Genomic DNA, 15,695 nt, shown 5'->3' on the forward strand with positions numbered 1-15,695 from the left:
TAACGGGTTGTCAGGGCTCTAGCTGATTGGTGTTGGTTTTTTAAAGGTGTCATTTAGGGTGGGGATTAACTTTGAAGGGGTTTTTCCTCATTCGCTTCCAGATAATGAGAGCGGTGAGTTGGTAGTAATACCGGGACGCGTATGAATGGGCTTTTAGGTGCTGATTAAAAAACCAGTGCACATGTTTGAGTTGCCAGGCCCAGGGATTATCTCGTTGCCATCGCTGGTGAATGGCTGTTTGCATGATTTGGGCTTGCCGTAGATGGCGTTGTCGAGTGGCCTTTGAGCCAGTTAAGACACCGCTGAGGAACAGCCCCATATCGTAGGGCTTGGTCATGCTCGAACTCCAATGTAGGCCGAAACCACATCGATTCGGTTATGCCCAAGCTCGAGACTGATTTGCCGTCGCGCCTGTTGGTCCAGAACGCGGTCGATGCTATAGCATCGGCCACCGTTGACGGGGGCTGCGTGGCCAGTAAATTGTGCGTAACGCTCGCACGCATAGGCCGCTCGCAGTTCATGAAGCCCCTTCAGCCCCAACTTCTGTAGTAATTCACGGGTGGGCCTAACGGACTGTTGCTGGAACTTGGCGTAGCTTTCACCTTGGGCCAGCAAATTGCGGCTGTGGGGCGGCGAAGCGTGACGAGCCATTTGCAAGGCTGCCTTAACCTCGTTATTTGCGATGATCCAACGTGGTGCCGAAGCTCCGGCCCGGCCGCCTTTGGTCCCGTCCTGAATATTGATGCGGCCTAAGTGTTCAGCCTCGCGCTGCAAGCGTGGCAAGTCAGCCAGGATTGCTTCGCGCAAGCGGATGCCGGTTGCGCGGGCCAAGCAGACAATCGCAGCGACGCGGTGGTGTTGCTGTTCGCGAAGCGCTTCAATCACTCGACTCAGTTGTTGGTGGTCTTGGCCATCCGGTGCGCGGGTGCGTACGCTTGATCGCAGCATGCCGAGTGCCTTGCTCGGGCTGGCGATGTTCACGTACTGGTCACCGCGTAGCGCTGCGAGTGTGCGGTTGACGCTACTCAGGCGGTTCTGCGCGGTGGCGATGCAGATTTCACCTTGTTGGATTTGCTGACGCAGGTGTGTGGCGTAGCTGTGCAAGGTACTGCGATCTATCTGGCGAGCGTCGTTGTAACCGGGGCCATCTGTTGACCGACACCACTTCACAAACGCTTGCCAGCGATCACTGTGTGCTTTGACCGTAGCGAAATGTCCGCCGGCAAACATATCTTTCAGCGCTTGTGGGCCGGCATAGCTGAGCTGACGGCCGTAGCCAAAGTTGCGGCCATCACGCCGGCCGACCAGTGCCATCGGCTTCACCGTTTTCCGTGTCTTGCAGAAAGCGCAGCACCGCTTTCCAGTGGGCGCTGATCTTGTTCACTTGTTGCCAATGTGTGGGGCGAATCAGCAGTGCATGTTGCTGATGCCGCAGCATTGCTCCCTCTTCGCGCAGTTGGTGGACCAGTTGGCCGATGTCGATAGGCCCTAAGGCGGGTGTGGCGACAGAGGCGACAGTGGCGACAACCCTTGTAGTTGCTGCTCTGAAGCATGGCGACAAGGCGGCGACGGAAGTGGCGACACTCCGCAACGCAGGCCGTGTCTGATGCTGCGCCTGATAACGGCGCACCGCATCATTGAGGCGGAACATGGCGCACCTCGAAAGTCTTGGCATCGCGACTGTTCAACCAGTTATGCGTGATCAATTCGACCAGCAGCGTAATGGTGTGATGACTGCTTCTGCGGGCAAAGCGGGGGCCATTACGATTGAGATCGCGCACGGTAAATTGGTTCCAGCCTTTTTGCGTCAGCCAACGCAGCAGGCGATCCGCCTCTTCGCGTAACGTGTTGATGGGTTCTTGTTCTGTCAGGCGCTGGATCTCAGCCAGGTAGTAATCCATCAGCGTCGAAGCGCGCTGGATATGGACTTCGCCTACCACTTTGGCGTCTTCAATTACTGCTAGTACGCCGGCAATGCGCAGCACATTGGCTGCCGCTTTTCCCGCGACGGATTGGATGCTGGCCAGTTCGCCGAATTCGCCAGACTGGCATTCGATTGTGTCGTGAATATCAATCCAGGCAGTGCGGGCGCTAGGCGTCAGTTCCAGCCTGGCTGGGTTAAGTGAACCGTCCTTATGCAGCGACAACGGCTTATCCAGCAGGGTAATGATGCGTGCTTGGTAGCGCTGGACCTTTGCATCTCGCGTCAGGTCGATTGCCTTGTACAGGCGCCGACCGACCAGGCGTTCGGGCCAACTGATCAGGCAGCGGCCTAGGATGCCTTGACCATTGATTACCGGATCTTTGAGTAGCTGGTTGGCCAGGTAAGGCTGAAGCATCAGATGCAGACTTAGGCGGCGATCATAGGCACGCAGGCTTTCCCCGGGCATGGAGCGCGCTCGGTCGATTGGGCTGCCATCCCAGAGCGAGGATAGGGTAGTAATGGCCTTGAGTTGGTTCTCTTTGCTCATGGTGCTGCTGCCGAGGAACTGGCCACCTTCATCGTTGAATAACCCCATACTGGGCAAACCATGGCACAGGCTTTTGATCAAAGCCTCGATAGTGGGTTCGGCGATGATCAACCTGGGCGGTACGGGTTCGGAAAGCTCACGGGCTTCAAGCTTTCCACGGATGGCTGCGCGGTAGGCTTTCAGCTGTTCCGAGTACAAGGCCCATTGCTGCCGCTCCCATTCGCGCGCCGCTGTCAGCGCCAAGTGGTCCACCGCGCTTTTGCGATCACCCGACGACGCCACCGTCAGCATATACAGGGACAACGGATAAATGCGGCCATCGAGATGCACATTGGCGTGCGGCTGGCTCACCAGGGCTGAGGTGGCCAACACCGATTGCGCGGCCATAGCGCAAGGCACGCCGATGACGTCGGCCATCCGCTCCACCGCTGGCCCCAATATCTGTCCCAACGCTTCGACCGGATACGCCAGCGGCTCGGGCCGATACCCCAGCAGCGGCCGTGGCAGGTCGAACGTTTCGCACAATTGCATCGCCATTCTCCTGGTGCTTCGAGTTTTTTCCTCACTTTCCCCGCCACGGTTGTTGAGTGTTATCAGGGATCAAGGCCCCTGCCGCCTGTGAGGGTTGTCCACTAACGCGGGACTGGCGGCTCCTTACGGCCGAGAGCTTGGGCATCTCATGATCTGGCCCCCTGAGCACCGATACCGGTGGGCGGGTGGAGGCTGCGTCGGGTGACGAGACCGGCGCCGCGAGATCCTGAGTCGGTTGCAGGTAGTAATGCGATGACCGGGGCGTGCCTGACTGTCAGTCAGGTGCAGTCCATTCCATGGGCTGCGGCACCATCATCTGCATCGCTGCTGCGGGTGACATCGGGATTTGTCATGCCGATTGTCACTGGGACAAAAGCCGCAATGCATTGCCGGGTAAGGGCTGCGGCAGTGGTTTCGGCGCCCGTCTCTTTCCGGGAGAAAGAGACGGGCTTGGGTTGCCGCATTTGCACTGTGGATAAGTTGGCTTCCATCACGTTGGGCGTGACCGCGCGTACTACCGGAAGCGAACGCGCATGGGCATGGACCACCACGGCGTGGCGTAGCCTTAAAGGTCCTGGCTACCTGGGCATGCTGTCGCGGACAGCGGTTTACGGTTCTGGTGTAACGCTTGCGCGGCGGGTGGTCAACCGAGTGTGCGGTGGGTTTTTTATGCGGTGTACGAGTATGGAAGAGGGTGGCATTGAGTGGACGAGAGGCCATTCGTCGGTTTTTTAAGTGAGCCTCTGAGGACGGGAAGGCGAAGCCTTCCTGCCCTCAGGGGCTTGGCCGGTAAAGCTCAAGGGCAACGCAGATGGTGGCGACTGTCGCCGATTTGTCGCCATATGCCAGACCCGTTAATGCGCGGGTTGTCGCCACTGTCGCCGCTGTCGCCAACAGAACTGTCACTGCGTCTGAGGTGTTACGGATACTGGCGCCATCCACTGAGTGCTTAACGTATCGGTATGGCGTTGCGGTCCTGCGTTTAATTGATCGCTGGGCCAATCCATCATCGTACGGCGGCGTTCGATGCTGTCCTCGCGGTTGTACCTGACAGCCTCAACCGCTAGTCGTTACACTGCGCGCACCTTGTCAGGCTGGCGTTTCCCCGGCTTGGCATATTGCCCTCAGTGTTGCTTCGCTGAGCATCAAATCCATTATTCAATTCAGGTAGTCATCAGTAGTGATCACAGGCGCCATCAAATCCCAAGTTGACCAGATCTGGAGTGCGTTCTGGAGCGGCGGTATTTCCAACCCCATGGAAGTTATCGAGCAGATGACCTATCTGCTGTTTATCAAACGCCTCGACGAGTTGCAGACGGTTAAAGAGCGTAAGGCCGCGCGCACCGGGCAGCCGATTGATAATCCGATTTTCAGCCCCTACCAGGCGAATTTGCGCTGGGCGGCGTTCAAGTCACTGGGTGATCCGGCCAGCTTGTACACACTGATTGCTGACAAGGTCTTCCCTTTCATCAAGTCGCTGGGCGGTGAAGATGGCGAGTCCACTTACGCCGCGCATATGAAGGATGCGCGCTTTACCATCCCCAGCCCGGCGTTGCTGGCCAAGGTGGTGGACATGCTCGACGCCATCCCCATGGAAGACCGCGACACCAAGGGCGACCTCTACGAATACATGCTCGGCAAGATCGCCAGTGCTGGGCAGAACGGTCAGTTCCGTACGCCTCGGCACATTATCAAGTTGATGGTCGAGATGATGGCGCCCAAACCGTCGGACACCATTTGTGATCCGGCCTGCGGCACCGCTGGTTTTCTGGTGACGGCTGCCGAATACCTCAATACCCATCACAGCCACGAGTTGTATCAGGACGCGGCCAGCGCCAAGCGCTTTAACCACGACACCTTCCACGGCTTCGACTTCGACAGCACTATGTTACGCGTCGGCTCGATGAACATGCTGCTGCACGGCGTGGAAAACCCGGCGATTGAAAACCGTGACTCCCTCAGCGAGGGCCATGCCGGTGTCGAAGGTCAGTTCAGTTTGATTCTGGCTAACCCGCCGTTTGCCGGCAGCCTGGATTACGAGAGTTGCGCCAAGGATTTGCAGCAAATCGTTAAAACCAAAAAGACTGAGCTGCTGTTTCTCGCCCTGTTCCTGCGCCTGATGAAAGCCGGCGGCCGCGCGGCGGTGATCGTCCCGGACGGCGTATTGTTTGGCTCCAGCAAGGCGCACAAAACACTACGTCAGATGTTGGTGGAAGACCATAAGCTGGACGGCATCGTCTCCATGCCCTCCGGTGTGTTCCGCCCCTATGCCGGGGTGTCTACCGCGATTTTGCTGTTTACCAAAACCAACTCTGGCGGCACCAACCACGTCTGGTTCTACAACATGCAGGCCGACGGCTTCTCGCTGGACGACAAGCGCAGCGAGCTGGATGCGAGTAAGCACGAGTGCAACAACCTGCCCGACATCATCGACCGCTGGCACAAGCGCAATACCAGCGCCGGCCTCGACCGCACCGCGCAAAGCTTTCTGGTGCCCAAGGCGGAGATCGTCGGCAATGACTATGACCTGTCGATTAACCGCTACAAGGAAGTGGTGTACGAGGAAGTGCAGCATGAGTCGCCGCAGAAGATTCTGGCTGAGTTAAAAGTGCTGGAGGCGGAGATTATGCGGGGGATGGATGAGTTGGAGGGGATGTTGTCGTGAGTTTGATGAGGTCTCCTACGAAAAAAATTGAAGACTTTTGCCGTACAGGTAGTGGCGGTACACCGTCGAGGTCTAAATCCGAGTATTTCGAGGCCGGAACTATCCCATGGGTTAAGTCAGGCGAGCTGAAAGCGAGATTTGTAACGAATACCGAGGAGGCCATTACAGAAGCTGCTGTGAAAAATTCGTCAGTTAAGCTTGTGCCTAAAGGCTCATTGTTAATTGCGATGTATGGCACAACGGTTGGGGAGATTTCTGAGCTCGCAATGGATGCAGCGACTAATCAAGCTATCTGTCATATCGTTCCAGATCCCAACGTCTGCGACCGTGGCTACCTATTTCAATACCTCTCTTCCATAAAGTCTGAGTTGCTGGACAGGCGTGTTGGTGGCGGTCAGCCTAATATATCGCAGGCGATTATTAAATCTTTGGAAGTTCCGCTCCCAGCACTCTCCGAACAACGCCGTATCGCGGCGATTCTGGACAAGGCCGACGCGCTGCGCGCCAAGCGCCGTGAGGCCATTGCCAAGCTTGATCAACTACTGCAATCGGTATTTCTGGAAATGTTCGGTGACCCGGTCACGAATCCCAAGGGTTGGCAGCAGGTACGCTTCTCTGAATTGCTTGAGTCTATTGATAGTGGTACCAGCCCTGTATGCCTCGACCGATCTGCTAGTGATAACGAATGGGCCGTATTGAAGCTGAGTGCGGTTACTCGCTGTGAGTATGATCCGTCTGCCAATAAAGCTTTGCCGGAGGGCGTAGAGCCAGACAAGTCTTTGGAGGTGAAGGTCGGGGACTTGCTTTTTACACGGAAAAATACGCGTGATTTAGTTGCGGCATGCGCGTTTGTTACTGACACACCACCACGATTATTGCTTCCGGATTTAATTTTTCGCTTCAGGCTGAAGCCGTTGGCACCTGTCGTACCTCGATATTTGCAGGCATTGCTGGCCTTTCCTGGGAAGCGGAAAGATATTCAGAGTCTGGCAGGTGGCTCCGCTGGTTCGATGCCAAACATTTCAAAAGCAAAGCTTTCTAACGCGCTTATTGAGCTTCCACCTACAGACCTGCAATGTGAGTTCGAGCGCCGTTTGAAGCACTGTGATCTATTAAGAGAGAAGCAGCGTTTCGCCTTAGCGAAATTGGATGCAACTTTTTTTGCTCTACAGCAGCAAGCGTTCGCAGGGCAGCTCTAAACCGTAGGGTGGATCATGCTTCACCGATCCACCGCGCGGCGTTATGGTAGATAAAAAGAGCCCCATCCACCCTACAAAGTGCCCCATCACGCCAAGGAACAGGCAACCCCATATGGCTCAATTCTTCCCCGCTCGCACCACCTGCCGCTTCGACACGCCCGGCGAACGCCGCCTAGCGGAACGTCTGGAGAAAAAGCTCGAAGACGACTACTTGTGCTGGTTCAATATCCCAGTAGGGCCAAAAGCCTTGCAGCCAGATTTTGTGCTGATGCATCCGGTGCGCGGGCTGCTGGTGCTGGAGGTTAAGGACTGGAAACTGGAAACCATCCAGAGCATGGATCGGGGCCAGGCGAAAATTTATGCCGACGGCCTGCTAAAAACCCAGAAGAACCCCATGCTGCAGGCGCGAGCCTACGCCATGGACGTGGTGATGATGTTGCAGAAGGACCCTGCGCTAAAACACCCCCTCGGTTCGCCGCATGCTGGCAACTTGATCATGCCCTACGGCTGGGGCGTGGTAATGACGGCAATTACCCGCAAGCAGTTCGAGGGCACTGATCTGGTCGAGGTGCTGAACCCACATCATGTACTGTTTCAAGACGAGATAACCGAGACGGTAGACGCCGAAGTCCTCCAGCAGCGGCTGTGGAATATGTTCCACCATGTCTTCCCTTGCCACTTGAGCCTGCCGCAGATCGACCGCGTGCGTTATCACTTGTATCCCGAGGTACGAGTGAACACGGTGCCAGGCCAGTTCGGATTGTTCGCCGAACAGGACGCGCCACTGCCGACGTTAATCAAAGTCATGGACTTGCAGCAGGAGCAACTGGCGCGCTCGATGGGCGAGGGACATCGGGTGATTCATGGCGCTGCGGGTTCCGGCAAGACCATGATCCTCGGCTATCGCTGCGCCCATCTGGCGAAAGTATCGAGCAAGCCAGTGCTGGTGCTCTGTTACAACAAATCCTTGGCGGGTCGTTTGCAGCAGGTGCTGGCCGAGCGTGGCCTGAGTAATAAGGTCACGGTGCGTAATTTTCACGCTTGGTGCTCGGACATGCTCACGGCTTTTAACGTCGACCGCCCGGCGCAGCATTTGTCGATCAACGTGAAGATGGCGCAGATGGTCGAGAACACTATTGATGGCGTCGACCGCGGGCAAATTCCCCGTGCTCAATACGCGGCGGTGCTAATCGATGAGGGCCATGATTTCCAGCCGGAGTGGTTCAAGCTGGTGGTGCAGATGATCGACCCCGATAGCAATTCTCTGCTGGTACTGTATGACGATGCGCAGTCTATCTACCGCAGCAAGGGTGGTAAAAGCGGCATGGATTTCAGCTTCGCCAGCGTCGGCATTCAAGCCCAGGGGCGTACTACCATCCTGCGGTTGAACTACCGCAATACCGTCGAGGTGCTATCGGTGGCGCGGGCCTTTGCGTTGGAACTGCTAACCGCCCGCGATGCCGCCGAAGATGGCGTGCCCATTGTCGCGCCACAAAGTGCAGGCCGGCGTGGCGCGTTCCCGGAGTTGCTACGGTTTGAGTCCGATTGGCAGGAATACAACTGCATCGTCGAGCGCATCCGCGACGAGCAAGGTCAGGGCCGCGCATTGGATGACATGGCGGTGATCTATCGCAGCACCGCTCAGGCCCAACGCATCGAGCGGGCGTTGAGTGAGGCTGGCATCGCCTTCGCCTCGGGCCAGTCGGCCAAGGGCCGTGGCGCGTTGTATGGCAGTGAGGACTCAGTCAAGATCGTCAGTATGCATTCGAGCAAGGGCTTGGAATTCGGCTTGGTGTTGATTCCCAGTCTGGGTGACATGCCGAAAAAGGGCGAAGACGAAGCCGACGAGGCGCGTTTGCTGTATGTCGCCATGACCCGCGCGATTGATCGGCTGGTGATGACCTATCGCGAACATTCCAGCTTTACCCGCAGGATTAAGGATTCAATCGGCAGCGTGCGCCAGCACCTGGACGAAGTGGACTCACAGAAGGCAGCCGGTTGATATGAGCAACTTTGAATTTCTCATCCCCGAATTTAAAGCACTGTTTGAGCCGGCCAAGGGCGCGGAACAACTGGTGTATTCCGACCCGCGTGCCTGCTGCATGCGTACTCGGCATGCGCTGGAGCAGGCGGTGCATTGGCTGTACGAGCATGACCGCGACCTGCGCATGCCTTACGACAACGGCCTGAATCTGCTGCTGACTCAGGTGGAATTTGTACGCCTGCTGCCGCCACAGATCCATCAGAAGGCGCGCTTGATTCAGAAGTTTGGCAATCAGGCGGTGCATGCCAATCAGCCGATTGGCTACAGCGATGCGATGAAGCTTGTTCGCGAGCTGTTTCATCTGCTGTTCTGGGTGGCGCGTACTTACACCCGCGCCAGCGACCCGAAAAGCATTGGTGCCGCGTTCGACGAAAAACGTGTGCCGCAGTTGGTCAGCGTTAGCGAGGCAGCAGCCTTTACTCGTGCGGAACTGAAAAAGCAGGAAGTCACATTCCAGCAACAGATTGCAGCTCAGCACGGCACCCTTGAAGCCCGCGAAGCGGCGATTGCCGAGCAAGCCGCAAGCCTAAGTGAGCGCGAATCGCTGTTGGCGCGACTGGATGCTGAACTGGTTGCCACCCGTGCGGCGCTGGCCCAAGCCAAAGCGACCAATATCGCAGTACCGGATACCCATGATTACGACGAGGCCGACACTCGCCGTTTGTTTATCGATGTGCTGCTGCGCGAGGCCGGTTGGGAATTGGGCAAAAACGCTGACGCCGAAGTACCGGTAAGCGGCATGCCCAATGGGCAAGGCGAGGGTTTTGTCGATTATGTGCTGTGGGGCGCCAACGGCAAACCGTTGGCGGTGGTAGAAGCCAAGCGCAGCCTGAAAGACCCGGACGTGGGGCAGCAGCAAGCCAAGTTGTACGCCGATTGCCTGGAAATCGAGAAGGGCCAGCGTCCGCTGATTTTCTACAGCAACGGTAACCACACTTGGCTGTGGGACGACCGCCGTGCGCCGCCACGCGAAGTACAGGGCTTTTATACCCGCGAAGAACTGGAATTGGCGATTCAGCGGCGCAGCCTGCAAACCGACTTGCGCGAACTGCCGATCAATAGCGAGATTGTTGAGCGGGCATATCAGCACCGGGCGATTCGAGCGATGACCGAATCACTGAGTCAGGGCCGCCGCGCCGGTTTGCTAACCATGGCCACCGGCACTGGCAAGACGCGGATGTCGATTGCCCTGATCGAGCTGTTGATGCGGGGTAATTGGGTCAAGCGCGTGCTGTTTTTGGCTGACCGGGTAGCCTTGGTAAAACAAGCTACCAATGCCTTCAAGGAGTTCCTGCCAGACTCCAGTCCGGTCAATCTGGTTACGGACAAGAACGGCCAGGGTCGGGTGTATCTGTGTACCTATCCGACCATGATGGGCTTGATCGAGCAGATGGAGGGTGATCGCCGCAAGTATGGCGTTGGCCACTTTGACCTGATTGTGATTGATGAGGCGCACCGCAGCGTGTACCAGAAGTACGGCGCGATTTTCCGTTACTTCGACAGTTATCTAGTGGGCCTGACTGCTACCCCGCGTGACGAAGTGGACCGCGATACCTATCACCTGTTCGGCCTGGAAACCGGCGTGCCAACCGATGCCTACGGCTTGAGTGAGGCAGTGGATGACGGTTATCTGGTACCACCCAAGGCGTATTCGGTGCCGATCAAGTTTGTCCGCGAAGGTATCCGTTACGACCAGCTCAGCGATGATGAGAAAGAGCACTGGGAGTCGCTGGATTGGGGCGATTACAGTGCCGAAGGTGATGCACCTACTGAGGTGTTGGCGTCTGAGGTCAACAAGCAGCTGTTTAACGAGCCTACCGTTGACCTGATGCTCAAGCACTTGATGCAAAACGGCCTGACGGTGGAGGGCGGCGACAAGCTTGGTAAGACCATTATTTTTGCTGTGAACCAGAAACACGCCGCGTTTATCACCCAGCGCTTTAATCACCATTACCCGCACTTTAATGGCGAGTTCGCGCGAGTTATCACCCATTCGGTGAGTTATGCGCAGACCTTGATCGATGATTTCAGCAGCAAGCTCAATAAGGTGCCGCAGATCGCCATTTCGGTGGACATGCTCGACACCGGCATTGATGTGCCACAGGTTTTGAATCTGGTGTTCTTCAAGGCCGTGCGCTCAAAAGTGAAGTTTTTGCAAATGATCGGTCGCGGCACGCGCCTGTGCCCGGATCTGTTTGCGCCAGGCGTGCATAAGCGCGAGTTCGCCATCTTTGATTTCTGCGCAAACTTCGAATATTTCAACGAACACCCCAAAGGTGCACTGGGCGGTATGGCCGAGCCACTGGGCAAGCGCCTGTTCAAAGCGCGGCTGGATCTACTTTCGTTGTTAGCTCCTAAGGACGTTTGCGAGCCTGGTGGCCTCGCGGAGACCAGTAGTCAGTATGATGTCTTTGTTGAGCTGCGCAGGGGGTTGACCAACGAGCTGCATGACGAAGTGGCAGCGATGAACCAAGACAACTTCATCGTGCGAATTGAACTTGAGCACGTGACCCGCTTTTCCGAGCGTGAAGTTTGGAATGCGCTGGATGATGCGGCGCTGGGTGATCTGCGCAGTCACGTAGCTGGCCTTCCGAGTGAGCGCGCTCCTGAGCACATCACCGCCAAGTTGTTCGATTTGTTGTGCCTTAATTTGCAGTTGGCGTTACTGCGCTCGACCAGCGACTTCGTGGCCTATCGCGACAAGGTGGTCGAGTTGGCCAGCCAGTTAGAAGTGATGGACAGCATTCCAGCAGTGCACGCTGAACTGGCGTTGCTCCAGGACGTGCAGACCGACGAGTATTGGCAGGACATCCGCTTGCCGATACTTGAGCAGCTTCGCCGCAGGATGCGGGAGCTGATCAAGTTTATCGAGCGCCGGCCAAGTAACCCGGTGTACAGCGTGCTGCGCGACGAGATAGGCGAAGCGACGGTAGTAAATTTGAAAGACTTTAACACCGGCATTAATCTAGGGCAGTACAAGAAAAAGGTCGAAGCCTATATCCGTGCCAATGAGAATCATGTGGCCATCGCTAAGCTTAAATTCAACCGACCGCTAACGCCGAGCGATCTAAGCGAGCTGGAGCATTTCGTCTACGAGTCGGAACCGGTGCGGAGCCGCGAGCAGTTCGAACAATGTTATGGCGCTGACCAGCCGCTGACCCTGCTGATCCGCTCATTAGTAGGCTTGGACCGCAACGCAGCAAAAGAGGCTTTCGGTCAATTTCTCGACGAAAACCGCTACAGCAGTCAGCAGATTCGTTTTGTTGAAATGATTATCGAGCGTCTCACCCGGCAGGGTGTGATGGAAGCGGCTCAACTCTACGAACCGCCGTTTACCGCACTGCACCATGAGGGATTAGACGGTGCATTTGGCGACGCGGATGCCAATGCGATTGTAGCGGTGATCGCGGCAATCAAGCGCAGTGCGGCAGCTTGAGGGTGAATGGGTCAATCATTGGGACTGCTTGGTTTGCACTGGCGTAGGGGTCTGTAACGTTTGACTAAGCGCTTGGCGACAGTCGCCACTTCTGTCGCCATGCTGCACGCCACGGATTACGCGGGTTGTCGCCGGTGTCGCCGCTGTCGCCATCCGGTGAGCCCTCAGCGTATCGGCACGACGTTACGGTCCCTGGTTTGATTGATGGCGGATGCCGACAGGCTGCCGGTGGCTGCCTTCTGGATATGTTCACTCCACCAGGCCATCATCGGACGCCGGCGTTCGATGTAATCCGCCCGGTTGTAGGCGCTTCGAACTTCGTCTTTATCGACATGCGCCAGCGCGACTTCGATTAGCTCCGGATCCCATCCATGCTCATTCAGAATTGTGCTGGCCATGGAGCGCATGCCGTGGCTGACTAAGCGGTCCTGAAAGCCCATTCGTTTCAATGCCATGTTGGCTGTCTGGCTATTCGCGTGGGTGCGCGGATTCCTATCTGACGGGAACACATATTCCCTGTGGCCGCTATGGGGCTTAAGCGTCTCCAATAACGAGAGTGCATGTTCGGTCAACGGAATTGTGTGCGGACGACGCTTTTTCATTCTCTCCGGAGGGATGGTCCAGATGCGTTTTTCGAAGTCGATGTCTGCCCATCGGGTAGTCGCCGCTTCGGCAGGGCGGGTCATAGTGTGTAGCTGCCATTCGATCAGGCAGCGGGTCGTCCGCTTAATGCTGGCGTTCGCGATTTCCATCATGAGCTCCGGAAGCTCATCTGGTGGTAGCGCTGCCATGTTCTCTTTCTTAGGTTTCTTGAACACCGCTCGAATGCCGCTGAGAGGGTTGGCAAAGATCATTCCGGAATTGACCCCGTAGGTCATGATCTCGTTAAGGCGCTGGCTCACTCGCTTAACTGTCTCGAGGCTGCCTTTGGCCTCAATCGGACGAAGGAGCTTGATGACCATTGGGGCGCTGACTTCGGAGAGAGGCGTTGATTTCATGCTCGGAAAAACATGCAGTGTGAGAGACCGCCAAATGTCTTCGGCATACGCCGGCGTGACGGAATCCTTCTTCAGCTCGAACCACGCGGTGGCCACGTTCTCGAAGGTGTGTTCCGTTTCCGCTCGTTTGGCTTCCTGTAGCTCATTACGCTGAGCTTTTGGATCGATGCCCTGTGCAAGCAGCTCTCTGGCCTCAACGGTTTTCTTCCTCGCTTGCGCGAGAGAAACCTCGGGATAAGAGCCGAGTGCCATGTTGATTCGATTTTTGGTGACGGGATGCCGGTAGTTGAAATTCCACTGCATCGAGCGATTGACCCTGACTCGCAGCTGGAGCCCGTCGCCATCCGTGAGGACGTAATCCTTGTCTTTCGGTTTGACCGCCTTGAGCTGGCGGTCGGAGAGGCGGGTGGTTTGAGCGCACATGAGAAGTACTCCATGACACTTTTTGGTATTCCCAAGATTAGCGCCGGTTAGCCGGGAATACCATTGGGAATACCAAACAGCCTGGAACTCAAAAAACCTGGAAAACCCCCCGAAGCCCTGAAGCCCTCGTATTCACTGGATTTCAGGCACAAAAAAAGACGTCCGTGGACGTCTTTAGATGATGAAGTGGTGGAGCCGGGGGGATTTGAACCCCCGTCCGCCAGTACTCCGCTGTCGGTACTACATGCGTAGCCATCTCAACTAAGTTAATCCGCAGCCGCCCGAGTGGCAGGGTGCTTTGGACGAGTTGGGTAAGTTTTAGTCGCTTTGCCCCCAACGTGCTACACGACGATCCTGTTCTGTATGACAATCACTTCGGGTTTACAGGCATCCCCTAGTGATTGCTGGAGCCGAAGCTACCAGGAGAGCGGGCTCAGCTGCTTACGCAGCGAGAGCGTAACCCTCGTAGTTTTCGTCATTGGCAACTATAGAAAGTTGCAACAGTGGATTTACGAGTTCTGTTACCAACTCGGCATGCACCTAGAGTTTCGCGACCGGCGTCGAATCCTAATCGGCCCCAACTCAGCTCTAGAGCTGAGCGTGCTTTTCAGCACGCAAGGTGGAGTATACGCCTTTGTGCGGACGACGTCGACTGCGGGTGTCGTCGTCCGTTTACAGCCTGGCCTTACGAGCCGCTGCCGCCAGCGGTGCCGCTGCCTTTGTCGGTTTTCTCGAGGCGCTCGAGCACTTTGCTGGTGATGGTGATGCATTCTTTCTTGTCACCGCTGGCTTGGGCGGCCTTGGCTTTGTCGATGTGCTCGGTGAGGGTTTTATCGAGGCCTTCGGAGGTGGTGGCGGTGGTGGCCATGCTGTCGTCGATCTTCTGCAGGTTGATGGCGCAGAGGTCTTGATCAGCAGCAAACACTGGCGAGGCCAGCAGTGTGGCAGCCGCGAAGAGAGCGGAAAGCGCAGTACCTTTCATGGGTGTCTCCTTCTGGAAGGCCTCTGGAAGGCGGGCCTGTAAAGATGGACTGCGCGGTTTCCGCGAGGGTTCAATGCAAATGCTGGCCTGCTGATATGGCTGTCGTTATTGGGTCGCGTCGCGTAGGGCTTTGCCGCTTTCTATGTCGGTGCCGAGGGCTCGGGCTAGAGCGCTCAGGTAGCGGGCGGCTTCGAGGGCGACGGGGTCGTCGTTTTTGTCGGCTTGCTGGGTGAGGTGGCGGACCATGCTCAGTAGCGCGGACAGTTCCTGGAAGGCACGCTCGACGTGCACGCCGGGCTTGATGCGGTAGAGGTCGTGGCAGGTTTCGGTGCCGACGGTGGTCCAGCTGTCGAGGTCGTGGGTCATTGCGGCGCTCCTGCTTCTGCGGTCGCTCGGCGCATCACGTGTTCGACCAGGGCGCGGGCGGTTTCGGCGGCGTGGGCGGCGTTGCTGAGCATGTTCAGGCCGGGCTCGCCGGCGTGATGGCGGCAGTGCTCGTCGATGGTTTCGATCACACCGCGCAGCAGTTCGCTGGAATGGGCGAGGGCGTCGGGCGTGGGCAGGTCGTTGTGGAGCGAGAAAAAGGGGTTGTTGAGCATTTTGAAGCGGGGTGGATCGGGCACTATCTTCTTCATGATGTAACTCCTGGATGTTTACAGGAGCTACCTCCAGCATCCCTCTCACAGGATAAGGGTGGCAGCCGTACGCGGGGTGAGAGACCGGGCCCAGGAACACGCCGGCCAGGCCGAAGCCTGCCCACGCACAGCTGCCATAGCAGCGCTGCGGGGGTTCCGGACACAGGGCTCTCACACCCAAATCGCCTTACAAAGACGACCCGAGGAAATTAGCCCTGATGGCCAAGATCAACAACAGCGAAACGGCGTTAGCGCCCGTAGGATAATTCCCAAGAGCGCCGATTTAGAAGCATTTGGTTTCAGGTTCGGAA

The 15,695-nt window shown here is 56.9% G+C and carries 12 protein-coding genes and 1 other RNA gene; 4 read left to right on the forward strand and 9 right to left on the reverse strand.

Annotated features, from left to right (window positions below):
* Positions 1 to 49 precede the first annotated feature (49 nt).
* Genes FW789_RS21835 through FW789_RS21850 form a run of 4 tightly spaced genes read right to left on the reverse strand, consistent with a single transcriptional unit; the run spans position 50 to position 3,002 of the window.
* Positions 50 to 337, reverse strand: coding sequence for a hypothetical protein (locus tag FW789_RS21835; protein WP_446432032.1), 288 nt, complete (start codon positions 335 to 337; stop codon positions 50 to 52).
* On the reverse strand, positions 334 to 1,314 hold the full coding sequence (locus FW789_RS21840) for an integrase domain-containing protein (RefSeq protein ID WP_446432033.1): 981 nt from the start codon (positions 1,312 to 1,314) through the stop codon (positions 334 to 336). The genes FW789_RS21835 and FW789_RS21840 overlap by 4 nt, the downstream gene beginning before the upstream one ends.
* On the reverse strand, positions 1,292 to 1,651 hold the full coding sequence (locus FW789_RS21845; protein WP_446432034.1) for a hypothetical protein: 360 nt from the start codon (positions 1,649 to 1,651) through the stop codon (positions 1,292 to 1,294). The genes FW789_RS21840 and FW789_RS21845 overlap by 23 nt, the downstream gene beginning before the upstream one ends.
* On the reverse strand, positions 1,635 to 3,002 hold the full coding sequence (locus tag FW789_RS21850; protein ID WP_446432035.1) for a YfjI family protein: 1,368 nt from the start codon (positions 3,000 to 3,002) through the stop codon (positions 1,635 to 1,637). Before FW789_RS21850 ends, FW789_RS21845 begins: the two co-directional genes overlap by 17 nt.
* Positions 3,003 to 4,182: 1,180 nt before the next feature.
* On the opposite strand from FW789_RS21850, the gene FW789_RS21855 reads away from it, so the two are divergent.
* From FW789_RS21855 to FW789_RS21870, 4 genes are all read left to right on the forward strand, one after another.
* The gene (locus tag FW789_RS21855) at positions 4,183 to 5,667 is read left to right on the forward strand and encodes a type I restriction-modification system subunit M (RefSeq protein WP_446432036.1); all 1,485 of its coding nucleotides are present in this window, start codon (positions 4,183 to 4,185) and stop codon (positions 5,665 to 5,667) included.
* Between the two features lie 5 nt (positions 5,668 to 5,672).
* Positions 5,673 to 6,866 (forward strand): restriction endonuclease subunit S, encoded by a 1,194-nt coding sequence (locus tag FW789_RS21860; RefSeq protein WP_446432045.1) that lies wholly within the window; start codon positions 5,673 to 5,675, stop codon positions 6,864 to 6,866.
* Positions 6,867 to 6,978: 112 nt separating this feature from the next.
* Positions 6,979 to 8,868, forward strand: coding sequence for a 3'-5' exonuclease (locus FW789_RS21865; RefSeq protein ID WP_446432037.1), 1,890 nt, complete (start codon positions 6,979 to 6,981; stop codon positions 8,866 to 8,868).
* A gap of 1 nt (position 8,869) precedes the next feature.
* Positions 8,870 to 12,346, forward strand: a complete 3,477-nt coding sequence (locus FW789_RS21870) for a DEAD/DEAH box helicase family protein (RefSeq protein WP_446432038.1) — start codon at positions 8,870 to 8,872, stop codon at positions 12,344 to 12,346.
* Positions 12,347 to 12,510: 164 nt separating this feature from the next.
* Here the strand turns inward: FW789_RS21870 and FW789_RS21875 are convergent, their stop codons facing one another.
* The 5 genes from FW789_RS21875 to FW789_RS21895 form a co-directional block, all read right to left on the reverse strand.
* Positions 12,511 to 13,767, reverse strand: coding sequence for an integrase domain-containing protein (locus FW789_RS21875; RefSeq protein ID WP_103392129.1), 1,257 nt, complete (start codon positions 13,765 to 13,767; stop codon positions 12,511 to 12,513).
* Positions 13,768 to 13,954: 187 nt separating this feature from the next.
* Positions 13,955 to 14,346: a transfer-messenger RNA gene (gene ssrA, locus FW789_RS21880) on the reverse strand.
* 106 nt (positions 14,347 to 14,452) lie between these two features.
* Complete coding sequence (locus FW789_RS21885) at positions 14,453 to 14,749, reverse strand: hypothetical protein (RefSeq protein WP_103438619.1); 297 nt, start codon at positions 14,747 to 14,749, stop codon at positions 14,453 to 14,455.
* 105 nt (positions 14,750 to 14,854) lie between these two features.
* On the reverse strand, positions 14,855 to 15,115 hold the full coding sequence (locus tag FW789_RS21890) for a DUF3077 domain-containing protein (RefSeq protein WP_186701278.1): 261 nt from the start codon (positions 15,113 to 15,115) through the stop codon (positions 14,855 to 14,857).
* A complete protein-coding gene (locus FW789_RS21895) occupies positions 15,112 to 15,384 on the reverse strand; it encodes a hypothetical protein (RefSeq protein ID WP_103438617.1) in 273 nt (90 codons plus the stop codon). Before FW789_RS21895 ends, FW789_RS21890 begins: the two co-directional genes overlap by 4 nt.
* Between the last annotated feature and the right edge of the window lie 311 nt (positions 15,385 to 15,695).

It is taken from the genome of Pseudomonas sp. 1121_17 (assembly GCF_052850745.1).